This is a genomic window from Pedobacter sp. AC402 (assembly GCF_979252805.1).
This window is the reverse complement of record NZ_CEEDAI010000006.1, coordinates 292,484-311,184: the sequence shown is the minus strand read 5'-3', so window position 1 is coordinate 311,184 and position 18,701 is coordinate 292,484. Positions and strand designations below refer to the sequence as shown.

16 protein-coding genes are annotated in these 18,701 nt (G+C 36.9%); 12 read left to right on the top strand and 4 right to left on the bottom strand.

Annotated features, from left to right (window positions below; genetic code table 11):
• Positions 1-21: 21 nt before the first annotated feature.
• The 9 genes from glmM to AC0IWE_RS05710 all read left to right on the top strand — a co-directional run bounded on the left by glmM (position 22) and on the right by AC0IWE_RS05710 (position 12,605).
• Positions 22-1,407 carry a phosphoglucosamine mutase gene (gene glmM / locus AC0IWE_RS05750; protein WP_055906001.1) on the top strand — a complete coding sequence of 462 codons (1,386 nt, stop codon included), beginning with the start codon at positions 22-24 and terminating at the stop codon, positions 1,405-1,407.
• Between the two features lie 133 nt (positions 1,408-1,540).
• Positions 1,541-2,689 carry a cysteine desulfurase family protein gene (locus AC0IWE_RS05745; protein WP_471792297.1) on the top strand — a complete coding sequence of 383 codons (1,149 nt, stop codon included), beginning with the start codon at positions 1,541-1,543 and terminating at the stop codon, positions 2,687-2,689.
• Between the two features lie 476 nt (positions 2,690-3,165).
• Positions 3,166-3,369, top strand: coding sequence for a hypothetical protein (locus tag AC0IWE_RS05740; RefSeq protein WP_471792296.1), 204 nt, complete (start codon positions 3,166-3,168; stop codon positions 3,367-3,369).
• 380 nt (positions 3,370-3,749) lie between these two features.
• Positions 3,750-7,070 carry a RecQ family ATP-dependent DNA helicase gene (locus AC0IWE_RS05735; RefSeq protein ID WP_471792295.1) on the top strand — a complete coding sequence of 1,107 codons (3,321 nt, stop codon included), beginning with the start codon at positions 3,750-3,752 and terminating at the stop codon, positions 7,068-7,070.
• Positions 7,018-8,550 (top strand): UvrD-helicase domain-containing protein, encoded by a 1,533-nt coding sequence (locus tag AC0IWE_RS05730; protein WP_471792294.1) that lies wholly within the window; start codon positions 7,018-7,020, stop codon positions 8,548-8,550. Before AC0IWE_RS05735 ends, AC0IWE_RS05730 begins: the two co-directional genes overlap by 53 nt.
• A gap of 129 nt (positions 8,551-8,679) precedes the next feature.
• On the top strand, positions 8,680-8,883 hold the full coding sequence (locus AC0IWE_RS05725; protein WP_055905993.1) for a hypothetical protein: 204 nt from the start codon (positions 8,680-8,682) through the stop codon (positions 8,881-8,883).
• A gap of 77 nt (positions 8,884-8,960) precedes the next feature.
• The gene (locus tag AC0IWE_RS05720) at positions 8,961-9,860 is read left to right on the top strand and encodes an MBL fold metallo-hydrolase (protein ID WP_471792293.1); all 900 of its coding nucleotides are present in this window, start codon (positions 8,961-8,963) and stop codon (positions 9,858-9,860) included.
• Between the two features lie 312 nt (positions 9,861-10,172).
• Entirely contained in the window at positions 10,173-11,492 is a 1,320-nt protein-coding gene (locus AC0IWE_RS05715) for a cytochrome ubiquinol oxidase subunit I (RefSeq protein WP_471792292.1), read from the top strand.
• A gap of 108 nt (positions 11,493-11,600) precedes the next feature.
• A complete protein-coding gene (locus AC0IWE_RS05710; RefSeq protein WP_471792417.1) occupies positions 11,601-12,605 on the top strand; it encodes a cytochrome d ubiquinol oxidase subunit II in 1,005 nt (334 codons plus the stop codon).
• Between the two features lie 262 nt (positions 12,606-12,867).
• Here the strand turns inward: AC0IWE_RS05710 and AC0IWE_RS05705 are convergent, their stop codons facing one another.
• The 4 genes from AC0IWE_RS05705 to accD all read right to left on the bottom strand — a co-directional run bounded on the left by AC0IWE_RS05705 (position 12,868) and on the right by accD (position 16,174).
• Positions 12,868-13,728: a M20/M25/M40 family metallo-hydrolase gene (locus tag AC0IWE_RS05705; protein WP_471792291.1), complete on the bottom strand. Its 861-nt coding sequence runs from the start codon at positions 13,726-13,728 to the stop codon at positions 12,868-12,870.
• Entirely contained in the window at positions 13,712-14,416 is a 705-nt protein-coding gene (locus tag AC0IWE_RS05700) for a hypothetical protein (protein WP_471792290.1), read from the bottom strand. The genes AC0IWE_RS05705 and AC0IWE_RS05700 overlap by 17 nt, the downstream gene beginning before the upstream one ends.
• Positions 14,417-14,566: 150 nt before the next feature.
• Positions 14,567-15,031: a YciI family protein gene (locus AC0IWE_RS05695; protein WP_471792289.1), complete on the bottom strand. Its 465-nt coding sequence runs from the start codon at positions 15,029-15,031 to the stop codon at positions 14,567-14,569.
• A gap of 297 nt (positions 15,032-15,328) precedes the next feature.
• The gene (gene accD / locus AC0IWE_RS05690; protein WP_055905975.1) at positions 15,329-16,174 is read right to left on the bottom strand and encodes an acetyl-CoA carboxylase, carboxyltransferase subunit beta; all 846 of its coding nucleotides are present in this window, start codon (positions 16,172-16,174) and stop codon (positions 15,329-15,331) included.
• Positions 16,175-16,494: 320 nt separating this feature from the next.
• On the opposite strand from accD, the gene fbaA reads away from it, so the two are divergent.
• The 3 genes from fbaA (at position 16,495) to AC0IWE_RS05675 (ending at position 18,619) form a co-directional block, all read left to right on the top strand.
• Positions 16,495-17,574: a class II fructose-bisphosphate aldolase gene (gene fbaA, locus AC0IWE_RS05685; protein WP_055905972.1), complete on the top strand. Its 1,080-nt coding sequence runs from the start codon at positions 16,495-16,497 to the stop codon at positions 17,572-17,574.
• A 140-nt stretch (positions 17,575-17,714) separates the two neighbouring features.
• Positions 17,715-18,221: a low affinity iron permease family protein gene (locus AC0IWE_RS05680; RefSeq protein ID WP_463496195.1), complete on the top strand. Its 507-nt coding sequence runs from the start codon at positions 17,715-17,717 to the stop codon at positions 18,219-18,221.
• Positions 18,222-18,334: 113 nt separating this feature from the next.
• Positions 18,335-18,619 carry a GNAT family N-acetyltransferase gene (locus AC0IWE_RS05675; protein ID WP_471792288.1) on the top strand — a complete coding sequence of 95 codons (285 nt, stop codon included), beginning with the start codon at positions 18,335-18,337 and terminating at the stop codon, positions 18,617-18,619.
• Positions 18,620-18,701 lie beyond the last annotated feature (82 nt).

Genomic DNA, 18,701 nt, shown 5'->3' with positions numbered 1-18,701 from the left:
GCCTCAAATAAATTATATAAAGTGACTTTAATAAAATCGATTTCAGGAATACGAGGAACCATTGGTGGAAGGGCTGGCGACGGCTTAACACCATTTGATATTGTGAAATTTACAGCTGCTTTTGGAAGCTGGGTAGTACAAAAAACAGGCAATAAAAGGATCGTATTAGGTCGCGATGCCCGTATTTCGGGAGAAATGGTAAACAATCTTGTTATAGGAACTTTGCAAGGATTGGGTATTGAAGTAATCGACCTCGGTTTATCAACCACACCAACGGTAGAAGTTGCAGTACCTGATGAAAATGCAGGTGGTGGGATCATTCTAACTGCCAGCCATAACCCTAAACAATGGAACGCCTTAAAGTTACTAAATGCAAGCGGCGAATTTATCAGTGATGCTGATGGTAAGGAAGTATTGGACCTTGCAGAAAGTGCAGATTTTGATTTTGCTGATGTAGATAAACTTGGAAAAGTAATTAAAAACGATACTTATCTTCAAAAACACATTGATAAAGTTTTAGCCTTACCATTGGTGGATGTTGAAGCGATAAAAAAAGCTGATTTTAAAGTTGTAATCGACTGTGTGAATTCAACCGGAGGTATTTTTATCCCGGCTTTGTTAAAAGCATTGGGCGTAAGCAGAGTAACAGAATTGTACTGTACCCCGGATGGGCATTTTCCGCATAACCCCGAACCGCTTCCAGAAAACCTGACTGAAATATCAAAAGAAGTGCAGAAACAAAATGCAGATTTAGGTATTGTTGTTGATCCTGACGTTGACCGTTTATGTTTCGTAAACGAAGATGGCAGTATGTTCGGTGAAGAATACACTTTGGTTGCCGTTGCTGATTATGTGTTGAAAAATACACCAGGCAATACTGTTTCAAACCTTTCATCAACCCGTGCTTTACGTGATGTAACTGAAAAAGCAGGTTCAGAATATAATGCATCAGCAGTAGGAGAGGTAAATGTAGTAAACAAAATGAAAGCTACAAATGCCATTATTGGTGGCGAAGGAAACGGAGGAATCATTTATCCAGAATCGCATTACGGTAGAGATGCCTTGGTTGGTATTGCCTTGTTTTTAACGCATTTAGCTAAATTTGGTAAATCGATCTCAGTATTAAGGGCCAGTTATCCTCAATACCACATTTCTAAAAATAAGATTACCCTTACCCCAGAAATGGATATTGATAACCTGTTGAAACAGGTAGAAGAAAAATATAAAAATCAGCCATACAGTACAATTGATGGTTTGAAGATAGAATTTGATAAAACTTGGGTACATTTGCGTCGTTCCAACACCGAACCGATCATCAGGATTTACAGTGAGGCAGAAAATGAAACCATTGCAGAAAGTTTAGCAAACAAGATTATTTCTGATATTAAAGAAATATTACACCTTTAATCTTCAAAAGGATTATTGGTTTTAGCATACCGGTCAGGGTTTAATAAAACGATTAAACCCTGATCATTTAACAACAGAGCTGGCTTTAGCAAGTCTGCATCTACAACACACTAACTTTTAAATATTCGTAGAAATGAAAAGGGTCTATTTAGATAACGCAGCCACCACACCTTTAGATGCGGCAGTAATCGCAGAAATGACAAACGTAATGGAAAACTATTTCGGTAATCCATCTGCCATTCATGCGCTTGGTCGCGAGGTTAGAACGCTTGTAGAAAAAGCCCGTAAAACCGTTTCTGGTTTATTAAATGCATCCCCATCTGAAGTGTTTTTTACTTCAGGCGGTACCGAAGCCGATAATACTGCAATCCGTTGCGGCATTGCTGCTTATGGCTTAAAGCATGCCATTACCTCTAAAATTGAACACCATGCTGTTGAGCATACCTTAAATACCATGCTTAAAAATGGCGAAATCGATAAATTGAGTTTTGTTAACATTGATGAAAAAGGAAATGTTGATTACAACCATTTAGAAGAATTGCTTCAAAATAATGAGCGGACTTTTGTTTCACTTATGCATGCCAACAATGAATTGGGTACACTAACAGATATGGTTAGAGTAGGCGATATCTGCGAAAAGTACAATGCCATTTACCATGCCGATACCGTGCAAACCATGGGCCATTACCCACATAATGTACGCGAACTTAAGGCACATTTTATTGTATGTGCAGCACGCAAGCTCCACGGACCTAAAGGTGTTGGCTTTTTATATGTAAACAGTAACATTAAAATTCCACCGATGATTTATGGCGGTGCACAAGAGCGCAACATGCGTGGAGGTACCGAAAATGTATATGGCATTGTGGGCTTGGCCAAGGCTTTAGAAATTGCTTATGCCGAAATGGACCAGCACCAGGCGCATATTCAGGGTTTGAAAGATTATTTGAAAGCACAACTGATTGCCGAAATTCCGGGCATTGCTTTTAATGGCGAAACCGATGCCGATAAAAGTTTGTATACCGTATTAAATGTATCGTTCCCGGAGATGGATATGGCCGATATGCTGTTGTTTAACCTTGATATCAATGGTATCTGTGCTTCTGGCGGTAGTGCCTGTTCTTCAGGTTCCAATATTGGTTCGCATGTGTTAAATGGCATTAAAGCTGATCCAAACCGTCCATCCGTGCGTTTTTCATTCAGTAAGTACACCACAAAAGAAGAGTTGGATTACGTTATTGAAAAAGTTAAAATGGTAGTAAAGCAAAATGCTTTGGTATAAAAATATCATTAACCAAATAGGAGAGTCTCAATTCATTGGGACTTTTTTTATGGGCAAATAATAGTGTTTTTTTGAAAAGCCAAGGCAGTATTTCATTTGAAGTGCTTGCCCTGCTTTCCGTTCCAAGTCCTCGCTGCGCTGTGGGCTTTACAGTTTAATCCGGTTTATTTACCCAGGCTGGTGCTGCTATTAACGTTAGTATAGCTTGATGCCTGATTTCTTAACTGCCTTAAAATCCTAAAAATATGGCAGGTTTGCAACAACCATTTAAACTAATAAATTCTCTTGCAGAACTCAGAAATAAAACTTATATTTAATTAAGATTAAGGCAGTCCGCGCCATTTTAATGTAATTCCAAAACGAAACCTTATCAATTTCCTCATGGTATAAGGTTAGGCAAATTTAAAAATAGCTTTCCAATATTATTAAAATTGTTAACCAGAAAACTATCCAAGTTTTCATTAATCTATATCGTAATGGAAAAGAGCAAAAACAATCAGCCCCTTGAAAACGCAAAACCAGAAGAAAAATTAAATGTTGAAAGAAAACACATTTATAAGTTTATCCTGAACCCGTTTTCTTTCGAATCTTCGAACCATTTTAATAAAATTCATAAAAGAAGATTTCATTCTTTCGGATGCATTCATGAATTGGGTAAACTGCCTGGAGCAATGATGTAAAATCTATTTTCGAGATATCGTCATTTAGAGGGTATTTATTACATAAAAGTCAATAGTAGTGACGTATGTAATCGATTCTTTTTTGCCCACAGCACGTCCTTGCCTCGGCTCGCCACGGGCAGGCATTTCACTGCGTTTCAGTAGAGATGACGACTTTTAATGTCTGTCATTCTGAATGCAATGAAGAATCCTTTAGTTTCTTGGATTATATATTAACAATTAGCGACCCAACTATTTCGTGCAGTTTGTTTACCATATTCAGATTCACTGTTAATCGAACAAGAAAGTCTCAGTTTTCCCTGGGACTTTCTTGCAAGCATTTGGTTTTTATTATATTGCATATTAAAAATAGTCATTAACGCGCTCAGTTATCCTTTTTTATGAAGCCAATAGCTTTTCTAGATACCGAAATCCATCCTGATACTTTAAAAATCTTTGATATTGGTTGTGTAAAGAACGATGGAACAAGTATTCATTCAAATTCAGCAGAATCCATTTCTTTATTTTTAAGCAATACCGAATTTATTTGTGGGCATAATATTATTTATCATGATATACCCCACCTTAAAAAATCATTAATCTTATTAGATGATTTACAGATTATTGATACGTTATATTTATCGCCATTGCTCTTTCCAAATAAACCTTACCACGCGTTATTAAAAGACGATAAACTACAAGTTGAGGAATTAAATAATCCCTTAAATGATGCTATAAAAGCAAGGGATCTTTTTTATGATGAGGTTGCCACTTTCGATCGATTGGATAATCAACAGAAACAGATATTTTATGCCTTGTTACTGGATAAAAAAGAATTTAGTGCCTTTTTTAAATTTATTAATTTTCAACCTGAATCTATCGAAATTGTTAGAGGTATAAATGAGGGATTTCAATCTAAGATCTGCCGGTATTCTGACCTTGAAAAAATTGTACAACAGAATCCAATAGAGCTTGCTTATTGTTTATCATTAATCAATTGCCAAAACAGGCATTCAATTACGCCACCTTGGGTATTAAAAAATTATCCAAAAACGGAGCGTATTATGTCTGAATTGACAAACAAGCCCTGTTTAACCGGTTGTGCATATTGTAATACTGCGCTGGATATCAATAAAGGCTTAAAAAAATATTTTGGTTTTGATTCATACAGGCGCTATGCGGATGAGCCGCTACAAGAAAAATCCGTACAGGCAGCCATTGATAATAAATCTATTTTAGCTGTATTTCCAACCGGTGGCGGTAAATCCATTACATTTCAGGTGCCTGCTCTAATGGCTGGCGCAAATACAAAAGGACTTACTGTGATTATTTCTCCACTACAGTCTTTAATGAAGGATCAGGTAGATAATCTGGAAAAAGTAGGTATAACAGAAGCAGTTACAATTAACGGCTTGCTTGATCCTATAGAAAGAGGAAAATCATTTGAGCGGGTGGAGGATGGTTCAGCATCAATGCTGTATATATCTCCAGAATCTTTACGTTCAAAATCCATTGAAAGGTTACTATTAGGACGAAAAATAGTCCGTTTTGTAATAGATGAGGCGCATTGTTTCTCATCATGGGGGCAAGATTTTAGGGTTGATTACTTGTACATAGGAGACTTTATAAAGCTATTGCAGGAAAAGAAGAATCTTGAAGAGCAAATTCCCGTTTCCTGTTTTACAGCCACTGCGAAGCAGAATGTTATAGAAGATATCAGAAATTATTTCAAAAATAAATTATCGCTTGATCTGGAGATTTTTAGTTCAAAGGCTTCGAGGACAAATCTTACTTATAATGTATTTGAAAAGAATGATGATGAAGAAAAATATAATGCACTAAGAGATCTAATAGATGAAAAACTGTGTCCAACCATTGTTTATGTATCCAGAAGAGGCAGGGCTGTTAAGTTGGCTAAGCGCTTATTACAGGATGGTTTTTCTGTAGCTTATTACCACGGGGGCATGGAATCGAGGGATAAGACTAAAAATCAGAATGAGTTTATAGCCGGACAGATTGATATTATGGTAGCTACCTCTGCATTTGGAATGGGAGTAGATAAAAAAGATGTAGGGATGGTGGTGCACTATGATATTTCTGACTCTTTAGAAAATTATGTTCAGGAAGCGGGCAGGGCAGGCCGAGATGAAAAGTTATCGGCAGTTTGTTATGTGTTGTTTAGTGAAGAAGATTTAAGCAAACATTTTATCTTGCTTAATCAAACCAAATTAAGCATAAAAGAAATCCAGCAGATTTGGAGGGCGGTAAAAGATATTACAAGGTTCCGGTTAAATGTTTCAAATTCTGCATTGGAAATTGCCAGGAAGGCAGGTTGGGATGATAGTGTAAATGAAATAGAAACAAGGGTTACTACCGCTATCGCAGCCTTAGAAGATGCCGGTTACCTAAAGCGCGGGCAGAATATGCCCAGAGTTTTTGCAAATAGCATTTTAGCCAAAACAGCCCAAGAGGCAATAGACAAAATTAACAACTCTTTTCGGTTTAATGAAAAACAGAAAGAAAAGGCTATCCGCATTATCAAGAAACTGCTGTCGAGTAAAAGTAGAAAAATAACTTCGGGTGATGAAGGTGAGGCACGTGTAGATTATATATCTGATCATTTGGGAATTGTAAAAGAAGACGTGATCCATATTATAAACCTGCTAAGAGGGGAGAAAATTCTTGCTGATACAAAAGATTTGACCGCTTTTATCAAAAAAAACGAAAACCGGAACCGTTCATTAAGTATTGTAGAAACCTTTAGAAAAATCGAGAAATTCTTGCTGCCGTTTTTTAAAGAACAGGAAAGAACAATCAATCTTAAAGAACTAAATGAAGAAGCTGAATCTTTGGGCTTTAATGATTTTACTCCCAACAAAATCAAAACCATCATCAATTTTTGGGCGATCAAGAACTGGATCAAGAGACAAAATCATTCACATTCCAAAAACCACATTACAGTAACTACCACAGCACTGTTGGGCTTATTAACCGATAAGCTGCATAAAAGACATGAGTTAGCCCGTTTTGTAGTTGAATATTTATACGATAAATCCAATAATATTAAAGAGAATATTGAAAAGGATGAAGTATTAGTCGAATTTTCTGTTCACGGATTAAAAGATGCTTTTCATAATAGGGGTAGTTTATTTCAACTTTCTGTTACGGTTGATGATGTAGAAGATACATTGTTTTATCTCTCCAGGATTGAAGCTATCAAAATTGAGGGAGGTTTTATGGTAATCTATAATCGTTTAACGATAGATAGACTGGAAAATGATAACAAAATAAGGTATAAGGCAGAAGATTATGAAAAATTAAGTCTGTTTTACGAAAACAGAATACAACAGATTCATATTGTGGGTGAGTATGCAAAGAAAATGATCGAAAATTATAATGTGGCCTTAGCGTTTGTTAATGATTACTTTCAGTTAAATTACTCGTCATTTTTGAATAAGTACTTTGATTCAAACCGTCAGAATGAAATAAAGCGAAATATTACCCCAACTAAATATCGTCAATTGTTTGGGAGTTTGTCTAAAAGTCAATCGCAGATAATTGGTGATAAAGAAAATAAATATATTGTTGTAGCTGCAGGTCCTGGAAGTGGGAAAACAAAGGTATTGGTACATAAACTGGCCTCTCTTTTACTAATGGAAGATGTAAAGCATGAGGCAGCTGTTAATGCTTACTTTTTCAAGGGCAGCAGCCACAGAGTTTAAAAAACGTTTGTTGACGCTAATCGGTAATGCAGCAGGCTTTGTAGAAATCAAAACTTTTCATTCTTTTTGCTTCGATCTGCTTGGAAAGGTGGGTAGTTTGGAAAAAGCAGATACAATCTTAAAAAGTACCATAGCCAAAATAAAAAGTAATGAAGTAGAAATCAGCAAAATTACTAAAGCCGTTTTGGTAATTGATGAAGCGCAGGATATGAATGAGGATGAATTTGAGCTGATCAGCTCATTGATGGAACAAAATGAAGAAATGAGGGTGATTGCCGTTGGCGATGATGACCAGAATATTTATGAGTTTAGAAATGCAGATTCGAAATACCTGGATGAATTTATTAAAAATAAGGATGCTGTTAAGTATGAATTGCTTGATAATTATCGGAGTAAACGGAATTTGGTTTCTTTCAGTAATCAATTCATCACAAAAGTAAGCCATCGTTTAAAAACAGCGCCAATTATTCCGAATCGCCATGATATTGGCAACCTAAAAATAACCTATCATAAAAACGGCAATTTAATTAATCCATTGGTTAATGATATATTGCAAACTGGATTAACAGGAACAACATGTGTATTAACAAAAACAAATGAAGAGGCAGCCATGGTTGTTGGGTGCTTGCTGAAACATAAAATGCCGGCGCAGTTAATCCAGACAAATGATCATTTTAATCTATATAATCTTGCTGAAATCCGGTTCTTCCTATTAAAATTGGCAACAAATGATGAAGTATACACCTATAGCGATGAGGTTTGGGCAAACGCATACCGGGAATTAATTTATAGATTTAAAAAAAGCTCCAAATTCAAAATCTGTGATAACCTCATCCGTGATTTTGAAGCTGTTAATCCAAAGATCAAGTATAAGTCTGATTTCGATGTTTTTATCAAAGAATCAAAGATCGAGGATTTTTCTAATGATAATGGCGAAATAATTATGGTTTCAACCATTCATAAGTCAAAAGGTAAAGAATATGATAACGTTTTTTTACTGTTAAAAGATTTTGATGTGAGTAAGGATAGTACTAAAAGGCAGTTATATGTTGGGATGACAAGGGCAAAAAATAACCTGTCAATCCATATAAATGGCAATTATCTGGATCATATCGATGTTGAAAATTTAGAAAGGGTTGAGGATGATCATATATATCCTGAATTGGACGAAATTGTTTATAACCTTACGCATACTGATATTTGGTTGGATTATTCAACCAATAAACAATCTTTATTATCACAATTAATTAGTGGGGATAGATTAATGGTTGATGGAGATGAGTGTAAAAATTTAAATGGCCAATCTATTCTTAAATTTTCAAGGAAATTCATCGCAGAAATAGAAATGCAAATGAAGAAAGGTTATGATCTGAAAGCAGCAAAAGTGAATTTTGTGCTTTACTGGCTAAAAGAAGGTGCAGAAGAAGAAGTTAAAATAATTTTACCGGAAGTTTTGTTTGTAAAGCAGAAAGTTAGTTAAACTCAAACTCCCTGATTAATGGATCTCCAACCATAAGATTTTTCTTTTGCCAAATCCCATTCTTAAAACAACTATTAAAAACAATCTTATTTCTCGCTTGTTCATTTAATAAATCAATTTACAATTACTATGGAAACGAATAAAGAAAAAGGTAAAGTTGTTGAGAACGATTTACTTGATAAAACAGCAGATGATATTAAAGAAGATAGAACACTTGATGAAAACAAATCATCCAAAGTAGGTACCAACTTATTTGATAAAGATAAAGACCGTAAAAATAATTCGTTTGGTCCGGGGCATGAGCCAGGTACCACACCAGGTTCGGGAATATAATTTTTGTTTATTCACGATCAAAATCATTAAATTTAAACCACGGCATTTGCCGTGGTTTTTTTTAGCTTAACCCCAAAATGGAAAGAAGAAATTTTATCAGGAATTCGGCATTGGCCATGGCCTTGCTTTCGATTTATAAAACAGATGTTTTTGCACAGCAAGAAATAATGCGTGCTTATAATTTTAAGCCCTTACGTAATAATGTGGGTATATTTATCGAGCAAGGTGGTACAATTGGCTGGTTAAATTCCAGTAATGGTTTTGTTGTGGTAGATGCCCAATTTCCAACCACGGCTCCGCATGTAATCGACGAATTAAAAAAACTTGGCGAAAAACCTTTCAAATATTTAATCAACACACACCATCATGGCGACCATACCGCAGGTAATATTGCGTTTAAAGGTTTGGCCGAAAAAGTTGTGGCGCATCAAAATTCTTTGGTAAATCAGAAAAGAGGTGCAGAAAAAGCCAATAATCTCGATAAACAATTATTGCCTGATACTACTTTTGGAACAAAATGGAATGCGAAAGTAGGCGATGAAAACATTAAAGCTTACTATTATGGCTCTGGTCATACCAACGGAGATGCCGTTTATCATTTCGAGCATGCAAATATTGCACATGTAGGCGATTTGGTTTTTAACCGCAAGTTTCCATACATCGATAGAGAAAATGGTGCGCATATCGGCAATTGGATTACAGCTTTGGATAAAATTTTGGCGCAGTTTGATAAAGATACCTTATTTATTTGGGGACATAGTTTAGATCCGGAAAAAGTTACCGGAAATAAGGAAGATATAAAGGCTTATCAAAACTACCTTCAAAACTTATTAACTTTCGTTGGCGGTGAAATTAAGGCCGGAAAAACCAAGGAAGATATTTTAAAAACAACCACAATACCCAATGCACCAGAATGGCAGGGCGAAGGTATTCAAAGAAGTTTAACTGCTGCTTATGATGAGCTGAAAGGGGTTTAGAAGATTTTCGTCATTGCGAGAAGGCTTTTTCAGCCGACGAAGCAATCTCATAAGCGGTGATTATTATCTTGTCCTAGTTTATTAGGAAAGGACTTTTTTGCTGTTAATTTTTGAACGCATTAATCCATGGCAATCCTTCGATTCTGCTCAGGATAACAAAGAGCGTATTTAGTATTTTCATGGCAAGAACATCCAAATCTTTTTTCAATTTATAAACGTTCTATATTTAAAATAATCCTTTCAACGTTACTGAATTACCGTAGGCTTTAGTGTTTAACAACTATATTTGTTACAATTCAAAATCTACAGCATATGGATGATTTTATAGCAGCCCGTTCCCAAATGGCCTTATCATTAGGCTTTCATATCATTTTTTCCTGTATCGGCATGGTTATGCCTTTCTTTATGGCTGTTTCGCATTATAAATGGCTTAAAACAAACGATGAGGTATATAAAAACCTCACCAAAGCCTGGAGTAAAGGTGTGGCTATTTTTTTCGCTACGGGCGCGGTATCGGGTACCATGTTATCTTTCGAACTGGGCTTGCTTTGGCCAAAATTTATGGATCATGCAGGTCCGATATTTGGTATGCCTTTCTCTTTGGAAGGAACAGCTTTTTTTATTGAAGCAATAGCACTGGGTTTCTTCCTGTATGGGTGGAACAAGCTGAATAAATGGTTTCATTGGTTTACAGGGATGGTAGTTGGGGTAAGTGGTTTAGCTTCCGGAATTTTGGTGGTAGCTGCAAATGCATGGATGAACAGTCCGGCAGGTTTTGATTTTGTAAATGGAAAGTACCTTAATATAGATCCTATCCAGGCCATGTTCAACAAAGCATGGTTTAGTCAGGCTTTGCACATGTGTTTAGCTGCATTTACCGCAACCGGTTTTGCTGTGGCAGGTGTACATGCTTTAATGATATTGAGAAATAGAAATGCAGCGTTTCATTTAAAAGCCTTTAAAATTGCAGCGATATTTGCCTGTATCGGGGCACTGTTACAACCTTTAAGTGGAGATATATCCGCAAAAGATGTAGCTAAAAGGCAGCCCGCTAAGCTTGCGGCTATGGAAGCATTATATAAAACTGAAAAGCCCGCACCGCTTTTGATCGGAGGCATCGTAAACGAAAAAGATAAAACGGTAAAAGGCGCAATCAAAATTCCTGGGGCATTAAGTTTTCTGGCCCATGGCGATTTTAAAGCTGAAGTTAAAGGATTGGATCAGATACCAGAAAATGAGCATCCACCAGTAGCCATAACACACTATGCTTTTCAGGTCATGGTTGGCATTGGTACGCTCTTGCTGTTTATATCCTTAATCTATTTCTTTATCCTTTTTAAAAAGAAACCTTTAACGGAGAAACGCTGGATATTAAAATTATTTGTTTTTGCAATTCCGCTTGGTTATCTCGCTTTAGAGGCCGGCTGGGTAGTTACCGAGGTTGGTAGGCAACCATGGATTATTTATGGCATTATGCGCACCAAAGATGCTGTTACGCCGATGCCAGGTATTGCCTATTCGTTTTATATTTTCTCGGCAATTTATGTTTCTTTAAGTATTATCGTAACGTTTTTGCTTTACCGCCAGATAAAAATGGTTCCAGTGCTCTATAACAAATCAGAAACAAAGTAAATTAATTAACCACAGATAAAAAGGATGAACACAGATGAAGGCTTGAAACTTATAGTCGAAATACCAAACTCTGTGTTTATCGGTAAAGCTGTGGCAAAAAAATAAATGATGGAACAAGTTGTAATTACATTTTTGTGCATGGCCATTTTGCTCTACTTTTTATTGGGTGGAGCAGATTTTGGTGCAGGTATTATAGAGCTTTTTACCTCGACAAAAAATCGGAGTAAAACCCGCAAAACGATGTACCAGGCCATTGGTCCGGTGTGGGAGGCCAACCACATGTGGTTAATTATTGCTATTGTAATTCTTTTTGTAGGCTTTCCGCATATCTATACCACCATGTCGGTTTATTTGCATATTCCGTTGGCGATTATGCTTATAGGAATTATTGCACGAGGCACAGCTTTTGTATTTCGCCATTATGATGCCGTTAAAGATGATATGCAATGGCTTTATAACCGCATTTTTCGCTATTCTAGTTTTATTACTGCTCTGTTTCTGGGCATTATTGCCGGAAGCCTGATTTCAGGGCATATTGATACGCAGGCCACAGATTTTTACTCTGCCTATATTGCTGGCTGGTTAAATTGGTTTTCGCTCGCTGTTGGGTTGTTCACCGTTGCACTTTGTGGCTTTCTGGCCGCCATTTATCTTATTGGTGAAACCACCGAAGCACATGATAAACGCCGGTTTATAAAAAAAGCCGAGTTTATGAATGTAGCAGCTGTTGTTTTTGGGGCAATGGTATTTATTGCTGCACAACGTGATAAAATTCCATTGATTGATTGGGTTTTTAAAAGTTCAGTTGGCGTATCTGCTATTATTTTGGCTAGTTTATCACTCGTATTGTTATGGTATTTGTTGATTAAAGGAAAAACGAAGATTTTACGCATTTTAGCGGGCTTCCAGGTCACGATGATCCTCTTGGCGATCAGTTATGCCCATTTTCCAAATTTTATCCGTTTAAAAAGCGGAGATGCGATTTCGTTATTGGAAACCGTAGGACCAGAAAAAACCATTTACAGTTTGGGTTTAGCGCTTTTATTGGGAAGTGTATTGATATTGCCTTTTTTGGGTTATCTGTTTTATAAGTTTCAGAAGAAAGAGGAGTAGATTTTTTTAAGATCGTCTTGCTGAATTTATTTCAGCATCTTTTCTGCCTGTAAATCTTTAAATAAATTTAGGTGTAACTACACTAAAAAAAACAAAATATTGCGTTAAGGGCGTCATCTCCACTGAAAGCGAAATGGAATAGAGCGATCCATATCAATAGATTTCTCGACTGCATTGCACTCGGCTCGAAATAACGAATCAAGGAAACAAAAAAGAGCATCTGTTTCCAAATGCTCTTTACCAAAACGTTTATAAATATTATCTACAATCCACCTTTTCTATTCGATTTTGATTGTACAGGCCAGGTTGATGGTTTTCCGGTACGTTCGTTTACAGGTAAATCGGTTGCTTTTTCGGTAGAAGTTTTTTCGGGATCTTCACAAGCCATATATACCATAATCGCAGCTAAAATTACATTGCTTCTAATTTCGTCGAAAACCAATTTATCGTAACTGTCGCGGTTAGTGTGCCAGGTATATGTACCGTAATCCCAGCTGGTAGAACTTAATGAATAACCCAATGCTCCAGCCGCAACAAAAGAAGCAAAATCTGATCCACCAGCACCTGGTGTTCCCGGAAAACTGGTTTTGATCTGGTTTTTAATGGTATCAGGTACTGCAGCCAACCAACGGGTAATGTAATCTTTCGATTTAGCGAAACCTTGTCCGCCAATGTTAACCACCCGACCTGTACCGTTATCCTGGTTAAATAAAGCCTGAAGATTATTTACAACCTCTGGATGATCTTCTACAAAAGCTCTTGAACCATTTAAACCCTGCTCTTCACTTCCCCAATGGCCAACCAATATGGTCCGTTTAGGATTAGGATAGATTTTTTTCAAAATCCGCATGGCTTCCATCATCAAAATAGTGCCTGAACCATTATCGGTAGCACCGCTTGCGCCATCCCACGAATCGAAGTGTGCCGATAACATCACATATTCATTGGGTTTTTGTTTGCCCTTAATTTCTGCGATGGTATTAAAAGTAGGTACAGCACCTAATTTCTTCGAATCGGCCTCGATTTTTAATTTAGGCTTATCACCATTAAGTGCCAGGCGGTAAACCAAGCCATAATCCTCAACGGATAAATCTAAAGTGGGTACTTTAAGTGGTATTTGCACCGAAAATTTTATCTACACCAAATCCCTGCGACCAGTTATTGATCACTACCGCTACAGCACCAGCATTTTCTAAGGCTACAGGTAAAGTTTTAGCAGATAAACCCGTTTTAGCTATACTTGCTGCCCAGGCTTTCGCTGCTTCGGTTTTTTCTTTTTTAAATTTTTCAAATAAGTCTTTTGTGGCAAACTCTTCCCAGTTTTTTTCAGGCCGGCCAGAGAGCTGGTTCATGGAAATTAAAACAATTTTGCCCTTTACATTAGGTAACCATTTTTGAAAAGATAACGAATCTGTGATTTCTGGAAGGATAATTGCCTCTGCGTTAATCGCTTTCCCGTTACTGGATGGACTCCAGGCCAGTTGTGTTCCTTCTAAAGTTCTAACCCGCGGACTTATCAAATCGATATGGGTAATACCTCTTTCCCAGCCAGCCCATTCGCCCCATTTTTCGTTTTTGGCAGAAATGCCCCAATCGCTATATTTTTTTACTGCCCAATCGTTAGCTTGTTTCATTTGTGGCGAACCTACTAAGCGCGGACCTACAACATCTAAAAGTTCGTGTGCAAGTTTCTCTAATTGCGAATTTTCATTCACTTCTTTAACAATATTGTCGATTACTTTTTTGTCTTGCGCAAAAACGCTTGTCGAAGCGCACAGCAGAAGTGCAGAAAATAGTACTTTTTTATTCATAATAAGTTAGGGTTATTTATTTGATGTGCTAATTTATGGAATTAGCGGTAGGGTTGGAGATGTTAATGGAAATGTTGCAGTTGAGTTGTGGTAACACCTGACTTCACCTATCAAATTTTTCCGTGCCATCTGTGTTTCCGTGGCTAATACCTAAAAACTACTTTTCTGTATCTTATCATGAAATGGCAGATATTCAGCCAATGCTGCCGATCCATACCAATTGTATAATTCTGGTTCGAGTAATTTAGCCGCGATTGCAGGGTCGCTTTCTAACAATTGTTTGGCTTCTTCGATTGATTTTGTATTTAAAATGAAAATACCGCGGTAATTTTTATCGTTTTTGCCTATCGGGCCGGCAACTACTAGCTTTTGCATTTCGACCATTTTGCCCATGTTTGCCATATGGCCTGCAAATAAACTATCAGTTTTGGCTTTTGTTTCGGTTGTATTCGTACCTGATTTCAGAATAACCAGAACATACATTTTCATTCCATAATTATCCGCGCCGAGTTTTTTGGCTAAGGTTTCATCATAAGGAACTTTAGCTTTTTTCTCCTGGGCATGCACAGAAATAATGGCCGTGATCAGGAAGGTGAGTAATAATAGCTTTTTCATCTGATTTTTAGTTTGGTTAGTTTAAAAATAAGAAAAATTGCTGTTAATATTTCCTCCCATTGAGGGCTGCCCAAAGGTGGGGTGGTTTAATACGCTAGCCAGGAAAACCTTTCAAAAGAACCACCAGCCTATGTTAATTAAACCTGATTGCCGCGGAAAGCCCGGAGTGTAGCGAGGACTTAAAGCAAAAAGCAGGACTGAACTAACCGAAGTTATTCAAGCCCTGCTTTTCTAAATATTATGTTGTTTTTGATACTTAGACCATTGAACTAATGGCTAATGAACTATTGGAACCAACTAGTTGTTCATCATCTTAATAAAAGCACCCAATTTAGCTTTCATTGCCCTTCTATCTACAATGAAATCAAGGAAACCGTGTTCTAAAACAAATTCTGCTGTTTGAAAACCTTTTGGTAAATCTTTTTTTATGGTTTCTTTAATTACCCGTGGTCCGGCAAAACCGATCAATGCACCAGGTTCGGCAATATTAATATCGCCAAGCATTGCATATGATGCTGTTACACCACCTGTAGTAGGATCGGTTAACAATGAGATATATGGAACTTTAGCCTGACCCAATAAAGCCAGTTTAGCCGATGTTTTAGCCATCTGCATCAATGAAAATGCTGCCTCCATCATACGAGCCCCACCTGATTTTGAAATCATCAGGAAAGGAACTTTATGTTTAATGCTGTAATCGATTGATCTTGCAATTTTTTCACCCACAACAGAACCCATAGAACCCCCAATAAATGCGAAATCCATACAGGCAATTACGAGATCCTGACCTTCAATTTTACCAACTCCGGCACGGATTGCATCTTTTAAACCTGTTTTAGCCTGGCTTTCCTTAATCCTGTCGGTATAAGGTTTATTATCGTTAAAGTTTAGCGGATCGCCCGATGTTAAGTTCGGAAAAAGTTCTTTAAACTCGTTATTATCAAATAAAACCTCGAAATATTCTTTTGAGCCTACTCTCAGGTGGTAGTTGCAGTAATGACAAACATATTTGTTTTCCTGAAGTTCTGCCTGATGTAGCGGTTTTTTACAATTTGGACATTTATTCCACAAGCCATCTGGTGCTTCTTTTTTCTCTTCAGTTGTGGTAATGATACCTTTATTCTCTCTCTTAAACCAAGCCATATAATTTTTTAAAGAATTGGATTGCAAAGAAACGAAAAATAAAATAAAGTCGAACCTTATTGGCTGTAAAAATAGTCAATGGTTAGTTGGTAGATAGCCAATTGGCAATAATGCCAGAGTTGGTAACGTAATTTAAAATTTGGCTTTTGTTGCCGCCAACTGCCAATTGTAAACTTAAGTGTGTCTTTTTTACACTAAGGATAATGTGTTTTTTACACTAAATAGGCCTTATTTTGCTGTAAGGCAAATAATTCTGTTGTTACAAAAGCTTGGAATGTTATTTTTTTTTATAACTTCGGACTTAATAAAATTAACAAGAAATGAGTTTAAAAGGCTACAAAGGCGTAATTTACGGAGATGCCGTTCAAGAATTGTTTGAGCAGGCTAAAAAACATCAGTTTGCTTTACCAGCAGTAAACGTAACCGGTACAAATACGGTTAACGCGGTATTGGAGACTGCTAAGGCAGTAAATTCGCCTGTTATGATTCAATTGTCTAATGGCGGTGCACAGTTTTATGCTGGTAAATCTTTAGATAATGAGAAATTGCAAGCATGTATTCTAGGTGCTGTATCGGCAGCTAAACATGTACATTTATTGGCAGAACATTATGGTGTTGCCGTGGTTTTACATACCGACCACGCCGCTAAAAAATTATTGCCTTGGATTGACGGACTTTTAGATCACGGTGAAAAATTCTTCGCTGAAACCGGAAAACCTTTGTTTTCATCACACATGTTGGATTTATCGGAAGAATCGATAGAAGAAAACATGGAAATATCTGCTAAATACTTAGCACGCATGGCTAAAATGAACATGACGATCGAAATCGAACTTGGTGTTACAGGTGGTGAGGAAGATGGTGTTGATAATAGCGATGTAGATAGCTCAAAATTATATACACAACCTAGCGAAGTGGCTTATGCTTACGAAGAATTAAGCAAAGTTTCTCCTCGCTTTACCGTTGCAGCGGCATTTGGTAACGTACACGGTGTTTACAAACCAGGTAACGTAAAATTGCAACCGGTAATTTTAAAAAACTCTCAGGATTTTATCAAAGAAAAATTCAGCTTAACCGAAGAGAAACCAATCAATTTTGTATTCCACGGTGGTTCTGGTTCAACTCAGGAAGAAATCAGAGAAGCAATTTCTTATGGTGCAATTAAAATGAATATTGATACCGATATGCAATGGGCATTTTGGGAAGGTATTTTAGAATATTATAAAAAGAACGAAGCTTATCTTCAAGGCCAGATTGGTAACCCTGATGGCGATGATAAACCAAATAAAAAATATTACGATCCACGCGTTTGGTTACGTAAAGGTGAAGAAACTTTTGTAAAGCGTTTAACAGCGGCTTTCGAAGATTTGAACTGTATCAACGTAAACGATAAATTGTAAATTTTGATTGATTTTGAAGATTTGATATCTGTTCAATCATTCAAAAAATCAATTATTTCCTGATAAATAAAGACGCCATAGGTTAAAAAACTTATGGCGTTTTTGTTTGTTTTATATTATATTTAAGCAAACAAATTGTAATGGCAAAATCTAAAACCGACACCAAGAAAAATAATTTTTTCGAAAAATTTGCCAATGCGGCAACGAAGTTTACCGGTAGTTCTGTTGCATTTATTTCAGCTACTGCTATTGTAATTATTTGGGCTGTTACTGGCCCTATATTTAATTACTCAGAAACCTGGCAATTGGTGATTAACACTGGTACCACAATCATTACCTTTTTAATGGTTTTTTTAATTCAGAAAGCGCAAAATAAAGATGGTAAGGCAATTCAGTTAAAGTTGAATGAATTAATTGCTGCACAGCAAGGTGCGAGTAACCGAATGGTTGATATAGAAGATTTGAGCGAAAAAGAATTAGATCAGTTACATAAATTTTACGTTGCGATTGCCACACTTGCCAAAAAAGAGGCCGATATTCATTGTTCACATTCGATAGATGTAGCCAAAGAGCTAAACGAATCGAAATTAAAATCGAATAAACACTTTAAACAACACGATAATGAGTCTACACGTTCAAAAAGTTAACCATCCCGAAGATTTAGATAAAGTATTTGCTATACGTAAAGTTGTGTTTGTAGACGAGCCAGAACTGCCCGCCGGAGTTAGAATGGGAGCATGAAGATGAATCGGTACATTTTTTGGCTACCAGTAATGGCCAGCCTTGTGGTGCTTGTAGATGGCGTAAAACAGATGCCGGATACAAACTGGAACGTTTCGCTGTATTGAAAGATTTTAGAGGTCAGGGCGTTGGCCGTGCATTAATCGCTGAAGCCCTATCTGATCTGCCGGAAGATGCACATTACATTTACCTCAACTCGCAGTTAGATGCCATGAGTTTGTACGCTAAATTTGGTTTCGTAGCCGAAGGGGAGCAATTTGAAGAAGCTGGTATACAGCATTTTAAAATGGTAAAGAAAGTTTAGGGATAGTTAGTCAGGAGGCACAGAAAGCACAGGGGTAGAATATGTTTTTCCGAATAATTTTGTGTTCTGCTCGCAAAAAAAA

Bases quoted from the DNA above. Each gene is read 5' to 3' on its own strand.
- AC0IWE_RS05745 (WP_471792297.1), top strand. From the start codon at position 1,541: ATGAAAAGGGTCTATTTAGATAACGCAGCCACCACACCTTTAGATGCG.
- AC0IWE_RS05715 (WP_471792292.1), top strand. From the start codon at position 10,173: ATGGATGATTTTATAGCAGCCCGTTCCCAAATGGCCTTATCATTAGGC.
- accD (WP_055905975.1), bottom strand. From the start codon at position 16,174: ATGGCTTGGTTTAAGAGAGAGAATAAAGGTATCATTACCACAACTGAA.
- AC0IWE_RS05695 (WP_471792289.1), bottom strand. From the start codon at position 15,031: ATGAAAAAGCTATTATTACTCACCTTCCTGATCACGGCCATTATTTCT.
- AC0IWE_RS05720 (WP_471792293.1), top strand. From the start codon at position 8,961: ATGGAAAGAAGAAATTTTATCAGGAATTCGGCATTGGCCATGGCCTTG.
- fbaA (WP_055905972.1), top strand. From the start codon at position 16,495: ATGAGTTTAAAAGGCTACAAAGGCGTAATTTACGGAGATGCCGTTCAA.
- AC0IWE_RS05680 (WP_463496195.1), top strand. From the start codon at position 17,715: ATGGCAAAATCTAAAACCGACACCAAGAAAAATAATTTTTTCGAAAAA.
- AC0IWE_RS05725 (WP_055905993.1), top strand. From the start codon at position 8,680: ATGGAAACGAATAAAGAAAAAGGTAAAGTTGTTGAGAACGATTTACTT.
- AC0IWE_RS05700 (WP_471792290.1), bottom strand. From the start codon at position 14,416: ATGAATAAAAAAGTACTATTTTCTGCACTTCTGCTGTGCGCTTCGACA.
- AC0IWE_RS05710 (WP_471792417.1), top strand. From the start codon at position 11,601: ATGGAACAAGTTGTAATTACATTTTTGTGCATGGCCATTTTGCTCTAC.
- AC0IWE_RS05735 (WP_471792295.1), top strand. From the start codon at position 3,750: ATGAAGCCAATAGCTTTTCTAGATACCGAAATCCATCCTGATACTTTA.
- AC0IWE_RS05730 (WP_471792294.1), top strand. From the start codon at position 7,018: ATGAGGCAGCTGTTAATGCTTACTTTTTCAAGGGCAGCAGCCACAGAG.
- AC0IWE_RS05740 (WP_471792296.1), top strand. From the start codon at position 3,166: ATGGAAAAGAGCAAAAACAATCAGCCCCTTGAAAACGCAAAACCAGAA.